At 74.0% G+C, this 14,431-nt stretch carries 13 protein-coding genes and 1 pseudogene; 7 read left to right on the top strand and 7 right to left on the bottom strand.

Features of this window, described 5'->3' with window-relative positions:
- Nucleotides 1-2: 2 nt before the first annotated feature.
- The 6 genes from ACZ4NT_RS23240 to ACZ4NT_RS23215 form a co-directional block, all read right to left on the bottom strand.
- Nucleotides 3-758 carry an SDR family oxidoreductase gene (locus tag ACZ4NT_RS23240; RefSeq protein ID WP_121403805.1) on the bottom strand — a complete coding sequence of 252 codons (756 nt, stop codon included), beginning with the start codon at nt 756-758 and terminating at the stop codon, nt 3-5.
- 5 nt (nt 759-763) lie between these two features.
- Nucleotides 764-2,548, bottom strand: coding sequence for a glycoside hydrolase family 15 protein (locus tag ACZ4NT_RS23235; RefSeq protein ID WP_121403806.1), 1,785 nt, complete (start codon nt 2,546-2,548; stop codon nt 764-766).
- A gap of 78 nt (nt 2,549-2,626) precedes the next feature.
- Complete coding sequence (locus ACZ4NT_RS23230) at nt 2,627-3,418, bottom strand: SURF1 family cytochrome oxidase biogenesis protein (protein WP_467727328.1); 792 nt, start codon at nt 3,416-3,418, stop codon at nt 2,627-2,629.
- 78 nt (nt 3,419-3,496) lie between these two features.
- A complete protein-coding gene (locus ACZ4NT_RS23225; RefSeq protein WP_121403808.1) occupies nt 3,497-3,730 on the bottom strand; it encodes a hypothetical protein in 234 nt (77 codons plus the stop codon).
- A 96-nt stretch (nt 3,731-3,826) separates the two neighbouring features.
- Nucleotides 3,827-4,819, bottom strand: a complete 993-nt coding sequence (locus ACZ4NT_RS23220; protein ID WP_121403809.1) for a DEDDh family exonuclease — start codon at nt 4,817-4,819, stop codon at nt 3,827-3,829.
- Nucleotides 4,820-5,147: 328 nt separating this feature from the next.
- Nucleotides 5,148-5,771 carry a TetR/AcrR family transcriptional regulator gene (locus ACZ4NT_RS23215; RefSeq protein ID WP_467727326.1) on the bottom strand — a complete coding sequence of 208 codons (624 nt, stop codon included), beginning with the start codon at nt 5,769-5,771 and terminating at the stop codon, nt 5,148-5,150.
- Between the two features lie 115 nt (nt 5,772-5,886).
- On the opposite strand from ACZ4NT_RS23215, the gene ACZ4NT_RS23210 reads away from it, so the two are divergent.
- The 7 genes and pseudogenes from ACZ4NT_RS23210 (at nt 5,887) to ACZ4NT_RS23180 (ending at nt 12,982) form a co-directional block, all read left to right on the top strand.
- Nucleotides 5,887-6,684, top strand: a complete 798-nt coding sequence (locus tag ACZ4NT_RS23210; protein WP_467727324.1) for an acetoacetate decarboxylase family protein — start codon at nt 5,887-5,889, stop codon at nt 6,682-6,684.
- Nucleotides 6,684-7,568, top strand: coding sequence for an SDR family NAD(P)-dependent oxidoreductase (locus ACZ4NT_RS23205; protein ID WP_121403812.1), 885 nt, complete (start codon nt 6,684-6,686; stop codon nt 7,566-7,568). Before ACZ4NT_RS23210 ends, ACZ4NT_RS23205 begins: the two co-directional genes overlap by 1 nt.
- 10 nt (nt 7,569-7,578) lie before the next feature.
- Nucleotides 7,579-8,922, top strand: a complete 1,344-nt coding sequence (locus tag ACZ4NT_RS23200) for an amidohydrolase family protein (RefSeq protein WP_467727321.1) — start codon at nt 7,579-7,581, stop codon at nt 8,920-8,922.
- A complete protein-coding gene (locus ACZ4NT_RS23195) occupies nt 8,919-10,157 on the top strand; it encodes an amidohydrolase family protein (RefSeq protein ID WP_467727319.1) in 1,239 nt (412 codons plus the stop codon). The genes ACZ4NT_RS23200 and ACZ4NT_RS23195 overlap by 4 nt, the downstream gene beginning before the upstream one ends.
- A gap of 88 nt (nt 10,158-10,245) precedes the next feature.
- Nucleotides 10,246-10,956: a VIT1/CCC1 transporter family protein gene (locus ACZ4NT_RS23190; protein WP_121403814.1), complete on the top strand. Its 711-nt coding sequence runs from the start codon at nt 10,246-10,248 to the stop codon at nt 10,954-10,956.
- Nucleotides 10,957-11,038: 82 nt separating this feature from the next.
- Nucleotides 11,039-11,702, top strand: a pseudogene (locus tag ACZ4NT_RS23185) (sterol desaturase family protein); the annotation flags it as partial.
- A 236-nt stretch (nt 11,703-11,938) separates the two neighbouring features.
- Nucleotides 11,939-12,982, top strand: a complete 1,044-nt coding sequence (locus tag ACZ4NT_RS23180; protein WP_121403815.1) for a zinc-dependent alcohol dehydrogenase family protein — start codon at nt 11,939-11,941, stop codon at nt 12,980-12,982.
- A 153-nt stretch (nt 12,983-13,135) separates the two neighbouring features.
- On the opposite strand, the gene ACZ4NT_RS23175 is transcribed toward ACZ4NT_RS23180, so the two are convergent.
- Entirely contained in the window at nt 13,136-14,143 is a 1,008-nt protein-coding gene (locus ACZ4NT_RS23175; protein ID WP_467727317.1) for a CopD family protein, read from the bottom strand.
- Nucleotides 14,144-14,431: the final 288 nt, after the last annotated feature.

Here is a 14,431-nt window from a genome sequence, read left to right as displayed (position 1 = left end):
ACCTAGAACCCGTGCCGCATACCGCCGTCGACCGGCAGCATGATGCCCGTCAGGTACGAGGCCGCGGGCGACAGCAGGAACGCGGCGGCGCGGCCGAACTCCTCCGGGCGGCCGTAGCGGCGCAGCGGAATGCGGGACTCGTTCGCCGCGCGGGTGGCCTCCGGGTCGGCGGAGAGGGCGTCGAGCTCCCGGACGCGGTCCGTGTCGATCCGGGCGGGCAGGAGGCCGACGACGCGGATCCCGCGCGGACCCAGTTCGTCCGCGAGGGACTTGGCGAAGCCCGCCAGCCCCGGGCGCAGACCGTTGGAGATGGTCAGCCCCGGAATCGGTTCGTGCACCGAGCCGGAGAGCACGAATCCGATGACGCCGCCCTCGCCGAGCTCCGCGGCGGCCGCGCGGGCCAGCCGGACCGCGCCCAGGAAGACGGACTCGAAGGCCGCCGTCCACTGCTCGTCCGTGTTGTCGGCGACGAACCCCGGCGCCGGGCCGCCGACGCTGATCAGCACGCCGTCGAAGCGCCCGAAGTGCTCACGGGCCGCCTCGACGAGCCGGGCCGCGGTGCCCGGGTCGGCGTTGTCGGCGGCGACCCCGACGGCCTGCGGGCCGAGCGCCTCGGCGGCCTCGGCGGCGCTCTTCCCGTCGCGCCCCGTGATGATCACCTTCGCTCCGTCGGCGACCAGCTCGCGCGCGGCGGCGCTGCCCAGGCCCCGGGTGGCTCCCGTGACGACGTACACACGGTCCTTCAGTCCAAGATCCATGGCCCCTATCCTGCCCTCTCGCCCTCGTACAGGGCGAGGGCGGTGCTCACCAGGCCGATGTGACTGAACGCCTGCGGGAAGTTCCCCAGCTGGCGGCCCGCGACGGGGTCGTACTCCTCGGCCAGCAGACCGACGTCGTTCGCCAGGCCCACCAGCCGTTCGAACATCTGACGCGCCTCCGGCCTGCGGCCGATCAGATGCAGGGCGTCCGCGAGCCAGAAGGAGCAGACGAGGAACGTGCCCTCGTCGCCCGGCAGTCCGTCGACGAGCGTCTCGTCCGTGCTGTAGCGGCGCACGAAGCCGCTGTGGCCGAGCTCGCGGGAGATCGCCTCGACGGTCCCGACCACCCGCGGGTCGTCCGGCGGCAGGAAGCCCAGCCGCGGGATGAGCAGCGTCGAGGCGTCCAGCTCCCGTGAGCCGTAGGACTGCGTGAAGCTGTTCCGTTCCGGGTCGTAGCCCCGTTCGCACACCTCGCGGTGCACCTCCTCGCGCATCGCGCGCCAGCCCTCCAGGTCGCCGCTGAGCTGCGGGTCGTGCTCCAGCGCGCGGACCGCGCGGTCGGCGGCCACCCACGCCATCACCTTGGAGTGCACGAAGTGCCGGCGGGGCCCCCGCACCTCCCACAGCCCCTCGTCCGGCTGCCGCCACGCCGTCCGCAGGAACTCCATCAGCGCGACCTGCACCCGCCACATGTGCGGCTTCATCGGCAGGCCCGACAGCCGGGCCAGCGAGAGCGAGTCGATGACCTCGCCGTACACGTCCAGCTGCAGCTGCCGTACGGCGTCGTTGCCGACCCGGACCGGTGCGGAGTTCGCGAAGCCGGGCAGCCACGGCACCTCGAACTCGGTCAGGCGGCGCTCGCCGGACAGGCCGTACATGATCTGCAGGTCCGCCGGGTTGCCCGCGACCGCCCGGAGCAGCCAGTCGCGCCAGGCCTCGGCCTCCTCGTGGTACCCGGCCGCCAGCAGCGCGCCCAGGGTGAGCGTGGAGTCGCGCAGCCAGCAGTAGCGGTAGTCCCAGTTGCGGATGCCGCCCAGTTCCTCGGGGAGCGAGGTGGTGGGTGCGGCCACGATGCCACCGGTCGGCGCGTAGGTGAGGGCCTTCAGGGTGATCAGGGACCGCACGACCATGTTCCGGTGCGGCCCGTCGTACCGGCAGCGCGCCGCCCAGCGCTGCCAGTCGTCGAGACTGCAGCGCAGGGCCTCGTACGGGTCCACGAGCGCCGGACGCGGCTGGTGCGAGGGGTGCCAGGTGAGCACGAAGGCGACCCGCTCGCCCTCCTCGACCGTGAACTCGGAGTACGTGCGGAAGTCCTTGCCCCAGGTGCGCACGGGCGGCACGCTGCGCAGCCACACCGCGTCCGGGCCCGCGACGGCCACCCGGTGCCCGTCCTCCCGGCGCATCCACGGCACGACCGAGCCGTAGTCGAAGCGCAGCCGCAGGGTGCTGCGGACCGTCACCCGGCCGCTCAGCCCCTCGATGACACGGACCACGTCCGGTGCCTGCTCGCGCTGCGGCATCAGGTCGGTGATGCGGATCGCGCCCTCCTCCGTCTCCCATTCGGTGTCGAGCACCAGGGAGTCCGGCCGGTACGCGCGGCGGGTGCAGGGGCCCGCTCCCTTGGGAGCGATGCGCCAGTAGCCGTGGTTCTCGTCGCCCAGCAGTGCCGCGAAGCAGGCCGGTGAGTCGAAGCGCGGCAGGCACAGCCAGTCGATGGAGCCGTCCCGCCCCACCAGAGCGGCCGTCTGTTCGTCCCCGATGAGCGCGTAGTCCTCGATGCGTCGTTGCACGCAGGACGGATTCCCGAGTGCGGCGACCGCCAATCGGGCCGCCGGAGTGGCCGCGTCCGGAAGGCCGCGGCAACGGACCTAGACGCCCGCCGGAGCCGCCTCCGGGGCGGACTCCTCCGCGGCGGCCTCCGCCCGGTCCCGGCGCTCGCGGCGGACCAGGACGAACCAGCCCACGGGGACACCGGCGGCGAACAGCCACCACTGCACGGCGTACGCCATGTGCGGACCGATGTCGCCGTGCTCGGGGTCGGCGATCGGTTCGGGGGAGCCGTCCCGGGGCGCGGGCGAGGTCTGCTCGACATAGCCGCCGAGGACCGGCCGGCCGAGCCGCTCCGCCTGCTGCGCGCTGTTGATCAGCATGACCTGGCGGTCCGGCAGTCCCCGCACGTTCTTGATGCCGCTGTCGGCGGTCGTCTGGTCGGCCATCAGCCGCCCGGTGACGGTGATCTCGCCCCGCGCGGGCGCCGGGACCTTCGGGAACTCGGTCTGTACGCCGTTCGCGGGGATCCAGCCCCGGTTCACCAGCAGTACCCGGCCGTCGTCCAGGACGAACGGCGTGAGCACGTGGAAGCCGACCTCGCCGTCGGAGTTCGTGCGCCGGCGGACCACGACCTCGTGGGCGGTGTCGAAGGTGCCCTTCGCGGTCACCCGGCGGTAGAGGTCGTCGTGGGCGACGGTGCGGCCGGGAGCGGTGAGCGACTCGGCGGGCACCGGCTTCGCGGCCAACGACGCGGCGATCACCGTGTTCAGCGCCACCTTGTGCTCATGGCGGTGCAGCTGCCAGAAGCCCAGCTCGATCATGGTGGGGATGAGCGCGAGCGTCAGGAGGGTGAGGATCACCCACTGCCGGGACAACAGGAAGCGGTACACCCCACTGACGGTACCCCGCACGCACCGGCCCCCGCCGGGAGGGTCCCGGCGGGGGCCGTCGCCCGGGTCCGGCCGGGCTCAGACCTTGTCGATGATCCCCGCCCTCCCCTCCGCGCGGGCGCAGTGGGCGCCGCAGTACCAGTGCCCCTCGACCTCGACTCCCTGGCCGATGATCTGGACGCGACAGTGCTCGCAGATGGGGGCCATCCGGTGGATCGCGCAGGAGAAGCAGTCGAAGACGTGCACCGCGCCCTGCGCGTGCACCTCGAACGTCATGCCGTAGTCGTTGCCACAGACTTCACATCTCGCCATGCGCCACAGGGTGGAGCGCCGACGCGGCGCGGGCGAGCGGGCGGCGGGCGAGTCGCCCGGCAATCACCCGTCTGACGTCGGCCCGCGCCCGCCCCGTCACCCCTCGGACGCCGGCTCCACGTCCCGCAGCAGCTGTCCGAACGCGGCCTCGTCGATCACCGGCGTGCCGAACTGCCGGGCCTTGACCACCTTGGACGTGCCCGACCCCGGATCGTTCGTGACGAGCAGGCTGGTGAGCCGGGACAGACTCGTCGCGATGTGCAAACCGGCCTCGACGGCGCGGTCCTCCAGCAGCTCCCGGTCGACCGACGTGTCCCCCGAGAAGGCGACACGCATGCCTTGCTTGAGTGGTTTGCCCGCTTCGTACCGGCCCGGGTTGGGATACGGGCATACGGGGCGTTTGCGGGACGGCCGCCAACTGCCCGGCCGGTACCCGTCGGAGGAGTACCCGCCGGAGGGCTGCCGGCCGATCCGCGGTGCGGCGGACCACTCGGTGAGCGGCAGGCACTCCAGCAGGGGCAGCCGGATGCCGCCCCGCGCCGCCGCCCGCAGGCTCGGCCGGAACGCCTCGGCCAGCACCCGCGCGTCGTCCAGTGCATGGTGCGCCCGCTGCTGCACGACGCCGAAGTGGGCGGCCAGCGACTCCAGCTTGTGGTTGGGCAGCGGCAGGCCCAGCTCCTTGGAGAGGGCGATGGTGCACAGCCGCTGACGCACCGGCGCCTGGCGCTCGGCGCGCGCGTACTCGCGGGCGATCATCGACCAGTCGAAGACCGCGTTGTGCGCGACCAGCACGCGGTCCGCGAGGCGGGCGGCGAACTCCTCGGCGATCTCGGGGAAGAGGGGCGCGCCTTCGAGCATCTCGCTCGTCAGTCCGTGGATCCACACCGGGCCGGGATCCCGCTCCGGGTTGACCGTCGTGTACCAGTGGTCCTCGACCTCGCCGCGCGCGTCCAGCCGGTAGACGGCGGCCGAGATTATCCGGTCGTCCCGGGCCAGGCCGGTGGTCTCCACGTCAACGACCGCGTATCCCTTCGGATACGCGGCCGGCCAGGCGGCTGGGGACGCTGCGGTCGCGAGGTCTTCGAGCATGGTCCATGAGGATACGGGGCGACGCCGACAGTGGCGGTCCGGGCCGCCGCCCGCCGGGCGCCCGCGGGCGGTGTCCCGACGTGGCACGGGGCGCGGCCTTCTGATGGACTCTCAGGGCATTTGCTGTGAAACCGGACGACCCGCTCTCCGGGGCGAGGGTCGCCCGCGCGGCCGACGGCCGGGGTGGGCGGGCAGGAGGCGACCGGCGTCCGGGAGGCGGGGGAGCCGGCGCCCAGGGGGCGGAGCGGCCGGTCTTCGGGGGAGCGGCCCGCTGCCGTCCGGTCGGCGTGCGGCTCGTCCGCATCCTGCACCCCGCCGCCCCCGGCCGTCAGGAGGCCGTCGACAGGAGCCCGTCGACCAGAGCGCGTACCGACGCGGTGAAGAGCCGTTCGGGGTCGGCCGGGCGGGCCAGGGCCCGCGCCAGCGCCCCGTCCCCCTCCGCGGTCCCGGAGTCCCACAGCTCCGGCTCGCCGGGCCGCTGGACGGGCGCGCGCTCGCGGGCGCGCTCCACGAGCACGTGCCCCACCACCTGGAAGAGCACGGCGCGGACGATCGCCGCGGCCCGCGCGCCGCGCAGCCCCGCCGCGTGCACCTCGTGCACCAGGGCCTGCTGTGCGGGCAGGAACATCCGCTCCGTCAGGCCCCGTTCGTGCACCATCGCGACCAGGTGCGGATGGTCGCGCAGCATGCGGCGCAGGGCGCGGGCCACGGATACGATCCGCCGGGCCGGGGTGCGCCCGACCGGCCGGATCCCGCCGAGGTCGGCGACGGTCCGCTCCACGAGCGCGTCGAGCAGCGACTCGCGGTTCCCGACGTGCCAGTAGATCGACGTGACGGCCGTGCCCAGCTCGGCGGCGAGCTTGCGCATGGTGAGCGCCGCCGGCCCGTGCTGCTTCACGAGCCCGGCGGCGGCCTCCAGGACCTCGTCACGGGTGAGTGCCGGTCTTCCCATACCGCTCCCAAGTACGTCTCGTGCACGCGTATTTACCCTTCGCGAGGTCTGCTGTAACTGTGTTACAGACACAGCTGACGGACCATCACCAACCTTCGGCGAAGGGCGGTACGCCATGGCACGAGTGCGGTACGGGGCGCGGACCGTGGCGGAGATCACCGCCGCGCGCACCGCGAACTCCAGGCTCCCCGACATCTGGTCCACCGGCGTGGTGGCCCGCTGGGAGAGCGATCCGGACGCCGTCGCGGCGGTCCTGCCCCCTCCCCTCAAACCGACCGGACGACCGCTGGTCCGGGTGAGCATCAGCCGCGTCGACCTCCCCGGATACCCGCTGGGCGCCGGCTCGTTCGCGGTCGCGGCCCGGCACGACGACATCGAGGGCTGGTATCCGCTGGTCATGCCGATGACCCACGAACGCGCCCTGACCGGCGGCCGCGAGGTCTTCGGGGAACCCAAGAAGCTCGGGGAGGTGAGTGTCGAACGCGAGGGGCTCGTCGTACGGGCCCGGCTGGCCCGGCACGGCATCGCGTTCGTCGAGGTGCGCGGCGCCGTCAGCGGCCCGCTGCCCCTGCCCGATCCCGCCCCGAAGACGGACTTCTACTTCAAGTTCCTTCCCGCCGTGGACGGTTCGGGCTTCGAGGACGATCCGGTCCTCGTGCACTGCGTGCGCAACGAGAAGGTGCGCAGGCTGGAGCGCGTCACCGGCGACGTCGTGCTGCGCGAGTCGATGTACGACCCGGTCGCCGACCTCCCCGTGCGCGAACTGCTCGACATCACCGTCGGGGAGAAGACCACCGACCAGCGCGGCCGGGCCGTGGAGCGCGTCAGCGCGCAGGCACTGCTCCCGTACATCCACCAGCGTTACGACGATCCGCGGCAGGTCCTCGACGGACCTCCCGCCGGGAGTGCCTGATGGAGCTCCGGGAGGGGCAGGTCGCCGTCGTCACGGGCGCGGCGAGCGGCATCGGCCTCGCGATGGCCCGGCGCTTCGCGGCCGACGGCCTGAAAGTGGTCCTCGCCGACGTGGAGGAGGGCGCCCTGGAGAAGGCGGCCGCCGGGCTGCGGCAGGACGGGGCCGAGGTGCACGCGTGCCTGACGGACGTCGGCGAGCGCGACCAGGTCGTGGCGCTGGCCGACGCGGCGTACGACACGTACGGCGCGGTGCACGTGCTGTGCAACAACGCGGGCGTCGGATCGGGCGCCGAGGGCCGGATGTGGGAACACGACCCGAACGACTGGAAGTGGGCCTTCGCCGTCAACGTCTGGGGCGTCTTCCACGGGGTGCAGGCGTTCCTGCCGCGGATGCTCGCCGCGGGGGAGCCGGGCCACGTGGTCAACACGTCGTCCGGCGACGGCGGGATCGCCCCACTGCCCACCGCCTCCGTGTACGCCGTCACGAAGGCCGCCGTGGTGACCATGACCGAGTCGCTGTACGCCCACCTGAAGGCGGAGCACGCGCGCGTGGGTGCCTCCGTGCTGTTCCCGGGGCCCCACATGCTCCGTACCGGACTGTGGGAGTCGCACCGCAACCGCCCCGAGCGGTACGCCAAGCGGCGCCCCCGCCGCACCCCGTACCGCAGCCTCGGCCAGTGGGAGGCCGCCATGAGGGAGTCGGGCCACGAGATCCGCTTCACGCCGGTCGAGGAGGTGGCCGACCTCGTCGTCTCGGGCATCCGTGAGGGCCGCTTCTGGCTGCTGCCCGCGAGCGAGCACAGCGACCGGCAGATCCGGGCCAGGTCGCAGTCGATGCTCGACCGGTCCGACCCGTCCTACCTGGAGAACTTCATCCTCGACTGAGGGGTGTGCGATGACCGAATCCGACCGTGGGGCGCAGGCCGGCCCGGGGCGCCCGGAACAGCGGCCCGCCCCGGCCGACCGCGACCCCTATCTGATCGTCTCCTCCGACTGCCACGCCGGACTGCCCACCGAGGAGTACCGGCCCTACCTGGAGACGCGTTTTCACCGGGAGTTCGATGAGTTCCTCGCGGGACGCGACCGGCGCCGCGCGGAGATGACCCGGCTGGGCATCCGCAACGAGGCGTTCGCGAACAAGTGGTTCCAGGACAACGAGGAAGGCCTCCGCGGTGGTTGGGACCCCGCGCAGCGCCTCAAGGAGCTCGACGGCGACGGGGTGGCGGCCGAGGTCGTCTTCCCGGACGCCGACGCCGTGGACAGCGGCACCGCCGCACCCTTCGGCGTGGGCCTCGGGCTCTCCGGCGACCAGGACCCCGACCTCGGCATGGCCGGCGCGCAGGCCCACAACCGCTGGCTCGCGGAGTTCGTCGGCGAGAACCCCGAACGGCACTGCGGCGTCGCCCTGTTGCCCGTCACGGGTGAGATCGCACGCGTGGTCGCCGAGGTGCACCGAGCGAAGGAATCGGGTCTCGGCGCCCTGATGATCCCCGCCATGTGGGTCGACAAGGCGCCCTACCACGACCGCCGTTACGACCCGGTGTGGGCCGCCGCCGCGGAGTGCGGGATGCCGGTGCTCACCCACTCCGGAGCGGCGCCGCGCCACGAGTACGGCGACCATCTGGGGATCTACGTCTCCGAGGTCACCTGGTGGCCCGCCCGCCCCCTGTGGTTCCTGCTCTGGTCGGGTGTCTTCGAGCGGCACCCGGGCCTGCGGTTCGGAGTGGCGGAGTCGGGCTGCTGGTGGCTGCCCAACCTCCTGTGGTTCATGGACCGCCTCTATCTCGGCGCGCACGGCGGCAAGAAGCTCTCGCCCTTCGCGGAACTGCGGCGGCCCCCGCACGAGTACCTCGACCGGCAGGTGTTCATCTGCGCGACGAACACCAAACGCCGCGAGCTGGCCCAGCGCTACGAGATCGGCGTCGACAACATCCTCTGGGGCAGCGACTTCCCGCACCCCGAGGGGACCTGGCCCGACACGCGCGCGTGGTTGTCACGCACCTTCCACGACATCCCCGTCGCGGAGACGCGCCGCATGCTGGGCCTCGCGGCAGCGGAGGTCTTCGGCTTCGACACCGGCCGTCTGGCCCCGCTGGCCCGGCGCATCGGCCCCACCCCGGACGATCTCGGCCAGAGCACGGACCAAGCGGCCGTGGAGGCGTCCTGGGCGCGCTCGCGCGAGGTGGGCCGCCACTGGCTGACGGACCACGACTTCCCGGTGCTGGGGGCCACGCCATGAGCGGTGACCGGTACACGGTGATCTCCGCGGACTGCCATGCGGGGGCGGATCTGCCGGACTACCGGCCCTATCTGGAGTCGAGGTACCACGACGAGTTCGACGCCTGGGCGGCTACGTACGTCAACCCGTACGAGGACCTGCTGGCCGACACCGCCGACCGGAACTGGAACTCCGAGCGCCGGCTGGCCGAGCTGGAGGAGGACGGGATCGTCGCGGAAGTGGTCTTCCCGAACACCATCCCGCCGTTCTTCCCCTCCGCCTCGCTGATGGCCCCGGCGCCGACCGCCGAGGAGTTCGAGCGGCGCTGGGCGGGGCTGCGGGCCCACAACCGCTGGCTGGCGGACTTCTGCGCGGCCGCCCCGGGCCGGCGGGCGGGCGTCTTCCAGATCCTCCTGAACGACGTCGAGGAGGCGGTGAAGGAGATCCGCAGGGCCACGGGTGCGGGGCTGCGGGGCGGCCTGCTCCTGCCGGGCGCGCCACCGGGCTCGGGTCTGCCGGAGCTGTACTCCTCGGCGTACGACCCGATCTGGGCCGTCTGCGAGGAACTGGGGGTGCCGGTGAACCACCACGCCGGCTCGGCGTCCCCGCCGCTGGGCGACGAACCGGCCGCGCGGGCGGTGTTCATGGTGGAGACGACCTGGTTCTCCCACCGGGCGCTGTGGCACCTGGTGTTCGGCGGCGCCTTCCGCCGTCACCCGGGCCTGCGGCTGGTGCTCACCGAACAGGGCTCGGGCTGGATCCCCGGGGTGCTGGACATGCTGGACTACTACCACGGGCGCCTGGTGGCGGCCGCGGCGAGGTCGTCCGCGTCGTCCACCGCGGAGTCCAAGTTCGGCGCCGGTCTTGCCGCCGCCATGGGCAAGGGGCCGTCCGAGGTGTGGCGCGACAACTGCTTCGTCGGCGCCAGCTTCATGCGCCCGCACGAGGTGCCGCTGCGGGACCGGATCGGCCTCGACAAGATCATGTGGGGCAGCGACTACCCGCACGACGAGGGCACGCACCCGTACTCGCGGGAGGGCCTGCGCATCGCGTACGCGGGCCTGCCGAGGGAGGAGATCGCGGCGATGACGGGCGGCAACGCCGCCCGGGTGTACGGCTTCGACCTGGACCTCCTGGACCCGATCGCCGCGAAGGTCGGCCCCACCGTCGAGGAACTCGCCCGGCCGCTGACCGAGCCCCCGCCGGACGCGACGAGCCCGGTCTTCGCACGCGGAGGGTCGGTACGGGTCTGGTGACGCCGGGCGGCCCCGCGGGGCGGTGAGCCCGGGTACGGGGTCGGCGTGGTCCGGGGCGGGCCCGGGCACGGGATGGGATCCTCCCCGTGTGACCGAAACCGTGCACGACGAGGCCCACGGCGGCGCCCTGGGGTCCCGGCTGAACTGGCTGCGGGCCGCTGTCCTCGGGGCCAACGACGGCATCGTCTCCACGGCGGGCATCGTCGTCGGGGTGGCCGGTGCCACGGACGACCGCTCGGCGCTGCTCACGGCAGGACTGGCGGGACTGCTGGCCGGCTCGCTCTCGATGGCGGCCGGCGAGTACGTCTCCGTGTCCACGCAGCTCGACTCGGAGAAGGCCGCGCTGGCGCTGGAGCGGCGCGAGCTGCGGGAGCAGCCCGAGGCCGAACTGGAGGAACTCACCGAGCTGTTGGAGGAGCGCGGACTCACCCGCGAGGTGGCCCGCGAGGCCGCCGTGCAGCTCACGGAACGCGACGCCCTGCGTGCCCACGCGCGCGTGGAGCTCGGCATCGACCCCGACGACCTCACCAACCCCTGGCACGCGGCCTGGGCCAGCTTCCTCGCGTTCACGGCCGGCGCCCTGCTGCCCCTGCTCGCGATCGTGCTCCCGCCGAGCGGCTGGCGGCTGCCGGTCACCGTGGTCTCCGTCCTCGCGGCCCTCACCTTCACCGGCTGGTCGAGCGCCCGCCTCGGAGCGGCCGACCCCCGCCGGGCGATGCTCCGCAACGTCTGCGGCGGCGCCCTGGCGATGGCGGTCACGTACGGGGCGGGGGCGTTGCTGGGGGCGGCGGGGGTGTGAGGGGCGGCGACGAGGGCGCTCGTAGGTGGAGATCGCCGAGCGGGGGGCGTCCGCCGGGCGGAATACCTGTCGATAACGACGGACGCCCCTGCGCGTGCCCGTCCTGTGGTGGACCGCCCCGCCGACGCTGCTCGCGCAGGACTTCTTCTCCTACTGGTCGCACCGAGGGCACCACGTCATCCGCATCCTCCGGGCCTGCCATGTGGTCCACCACTCCAGTCGGAGGTTCAACCTCTCCACCGCCCTGCGCCGGCCCTGGACCTCCCTCACCGTCCGGCCCTGCTACGTCCCGCTGGTCGCCCTCGGGGTGCACCCGGCCGCGCTCGCGTTCTGCTCCTCGGTGAGTCTCGTGTACCAGTGTCCGGATCCAGACCGAGCGCATCGACAAGCTGCCCCGCCCCTTCGAGTTCGTCCTCGACACGCCCTCGCGCCACGGCGTCCACCACGCCTCCCAGGGCGGCTACCCGGACCGGGACTTCGGCGGCATCCTCATCGTCCGGGACCGGCTCTTCGGCTCCTTCGTGCCCGAGACCGACCGGCCCGTCTACGGCCTCACCAAGAACATCGACACCTACAACCCGCCGCGGGTCGCCACCCACGAGTACGTCGCCATCGCCAGGGACCTGAGGGCGGCACGCACGTGGCGCGAGCGGGCGGGGCGGACCTTCGGCGGGCCCGGCAGGCAGCCCGCGCGGACCCCCGGCTCCACCGGGACCGCGGCACCGGTCACCGGGCCCGCCGCGTGAGCCGCACGCTTCGGGGCTTCGCCGAGTAGCCGAAGCGCCGCAGCCGGTGCTGCCACGACGGCCGCTGCCCGCGCACGGCCCCACGCGCTCGGCCCCGAGCCCGCGGCGCCCCGTCCGCCGGGCCCGCGGCGTGCCCGGCACCCTCGGCGAGCGACCCGCGGCGGCCCCGGCGTACGGTGAGGTGCGCTCGACACCCCTGAGCGCACCACCGCCGATCAGCCGAGAAGGACCCTCGCATGCGCGCCACCACCATCCACGCCCCGTTCGACATGCGGGTGGAGGACGTTCCCGATCCCGTGGCGCAGCTGCCCACCGACGCGGTCGTGCGGGTGCTGCGGTCCTGCATCTGCGGCAGCGACCTGTGGGCGTACCGCGGGGAGGCGGCACGGCAGCCGGGGCAGCGGATCGGGCACGAGTTCCTCGGCGTCGTCGAGGAGACCGGCTCCGAGGTGACCGGAGTGCGCCGCGGCGACCTCGTCGTCGCCCCCTTCATGTGGTCCGACGGTGCCTGCGACTACTGCCGGGAGGGCCTCACCACGTCGTGCGAGCACGGCGGTTTCTGGGGCTCCGTCGGCTACGACGGCGGGCAGGGCGAGGCCGTGCGGGTGCCGTTCGCCGACGGCACCCTCGTCCGGCTGCCGAAGGAGGCGGCCTCCGACGACCGTCTGCTCGCGGCCCTGCTCACCCTCTCGGACGTGATGGGAACCGGACACCACGCCGCCCTCGGCGCCGGAGCGCGGCCCGGTGCGACGGTGGCGGTCGTCGGGGACGGCGCCGTCGGCCTGTGCGCCGTGCTCGCCGCCCGCCGACTGGGCGCCGAGCGGATCATCGCGCTGGGACGCCACGAGGTACGGACGGACATCGCCCGCCGCTTCGGAGCCACCGACGTCGTCGCCGAGCGCGGGGAAGCCGCCGTGGCGGCCGTCCGTGAGCTGACCCGCGGACAGGGCGCGCACTGCGTCGTCGAGGCGGTCGGCACCGAGCAGTCCATGAGCACCGCGGTGAACATCACCCGGGACGGTGGCGCCATCGGCTTCGTGGGGGTGCCCCACGGCAGCGGCACCGGGCTCGACCTGAGCGTCATGTTCGACCGGAACATCGCCCTGCGCGGTGGCGTCGCCCCCGTCCGCGCCTACATCCCGGAACTGCTGCCCGACGTCCTCGACGGCACCATCGACCCGTCGCCCGTCTTCGACCGGACCGTCGGCCTGGAGGACGTACCGGAGGGCTACCGGGCGATGGACCAGCGGACCGCACTGAAGGTCATGGTCGCCGGCTGACGGGTCGTGGTCGCCGGCTGACGCCGTCCCCGGCGGGCCGGGAGGCCGCCGTTGCAAGGGGTGCCCGGCGGCAGGGACCCGGTTCGCGTCGCCCGCCGCCGGGGCCGCCTCACCTGCCGCCCGGTTCGCGTGGCCCGCCGCCGGGGTCGCGCCTCACCCGCCACCCGGCAGCGGCAGCGCCGTCAGCAGCGCCGAGGCGGCGACGACCGCGCCCAGCGCCACCACCTCGACGCGCGCGGGCGCACAGGCGCTGAGTGAGCCGCCCGCCCGCCCCATCCGCAAGCGCGCGCACAGCGCGAGGAGGGCCACGACGGCCACGAGGAGAAGCTTGGCGACGAGGGCACGTCCGTACGCGGTCGTCGTCAGCTGGTCCAGGACCGTGCCCGGCGGCATGCGGCGCAGCGTGCTGCACACGCCGGTGGCCGTGATCGCCGCGAACAGGACGGCCGCCACGCGCGCGTAGCGGGCGAGCAGTGCGGCGCCCTGCTCAGGGGCGCGCCAGGCGCGCAGCGTCCGCAGCACGTACAGCAGCCCGCCCGCCCACAGCGCCGTGCACGTCAGGTGGACGAGCGTCAGGCCCGAGCCGATGAGCGCGAGGTGCTCCGTCGCGGGGTGGGCCCGCAGTGCCTCCGCCACGACGACCGCGGCCGACGGCCACATCTGGAGGCCGGGACGGCCGGTCAGCGTGCACAGCCAGGACGCTCCGAACGCGTTGACCTCCATGAGTGCCAGCGCGCCGGCCCGGGCCCCGTGGAGCCCGCCCGGGTGCAGGAGGGCCAGACCGTGCGGCATCAGGTCCCCGGCGGCGGCCACGGAGGCGAGGCCGAGCGCGGCGGCGCAGCCGGCGGCCGCCGCGAGGGGCGCCCGGCTGCGGGGGAGCCGGCCGAGGGGCGCACCGGGCACCCGGCGGGCCAGCCCCACGGCGAACAGCTCGCCCACCGGGACGCACACCGCCGCGAACAGGACGGTCCGCAGCAGAGCGGTGCCGGCGACGCCCGGCGCGGCGGCCTCGCCGGTGCCGTGCAGTGCGGCGGAGGGGCCGAGCAGGGGGATCAGCGAGGCCAGAGCGGCCAGCCCGAGTACGGCGGCGGCCCGGGCGGCGGTGGACCGTGCGGGGCCGCGCGCGCCGGCGGGCTCGGCCGTCTGTCCTGTCGAACTCACCTCACGATCTTGAGCAGGGCTCCCGGAACGGGGCAACTCGGAAGGGGCGAAGGGTGGACGGCGGACCCCGGGACCCGCTCGGCGCGGAGAGGCTCGGCCCGGGGACGCGGAGGAGGCCGCAAGAGGACGTGCGAAGGGGGCGCCGGAGGGGGCGCCCGCGGACGGCGGAGGGGGGGGGGGGGGGGGGGGGGGGGGGGGGGGCGGGCGGGGGGGGGGGGGGGGGGGGGGAGGGGGGGAGGGGGGGGGGGGGGGGGGGGGGAGGGAAAGAAGAGGGAAGGCGGCGGGGTG

The sequence above is a fragment of the Streptomyces sp. NPDC026417 genome (genome assembly GCF_055567695.1).
Note: the sequence above shows the minus strand (reverse complement) of the source record. Positions and strands in the feature narration are given on the sequence as shown.

Coding starts and splice junctions, on each gene's coding strand:
- ACZ4NT_RS23240 (WP_121403805.1), bottom strand. CDS start 758: ATGGATCTTGGACTGAAGGACCGTGTGTACGTCGTCACGGGAGCCACC.
- ACZ4NT_RS23225 (WP_121403808.1), bottom strand. CDS start 3,730: ATGGCGAGATGTGAAGTCTGTGGCAACGACTACGGCATGACGTTCGAG.
- ACZ4NT_RS23220 (WP_121403809.1), bottom strand. CDS start 4,819: ATGCTCGAAGACCTCGCGACCGCAGCGTCCCCAGCCGCCTGGCCGGCC.
- ACZ4NT_RS23215 (WP_467727326.1), bottom strand. CDS start 5,771: ATGGGAAGACCGGCACTCACCCGTGACGAGGTCCTGGAGGCCGCCGCC.
- ACZ4NT_RS23210 (WP_467727324.1), top strand. CDS start 5,887: ATGGCACGAGTGCGGTACGGGGCGCGGACCGTGGCGGAGATCACCGCC.
- ACZ4NT_RS23205 (WP_121403812.1), top strand. CDS start 6,684: ATGGAGCTCCGGGAGGGGCAGGTCGCCGTCGTCACGGGCGCGGCGAGC.
- ACZ4NT_RS23200 (WP_467727321.1), top strand. CDS start 7,579: ATGACCGAATCCGACCGTGGGGCGCAGGCCGGCCCGGGGCGCCCGGAA.
- ACZ4NT_RS23195 (WP_467727319.1), top strand. CDS start 8,919: ATGAGCGGTGACCGGTACACGGTGATCTCCGCGGACTGCCATGCGGGG.
- ACZ4NT_RS23180 (WP_121403815.1), top strand. CDS start 11,939: ATGCGCGCCACCACCATCCACGCCCCGTTCGACATGCGGGTGGAGGAC.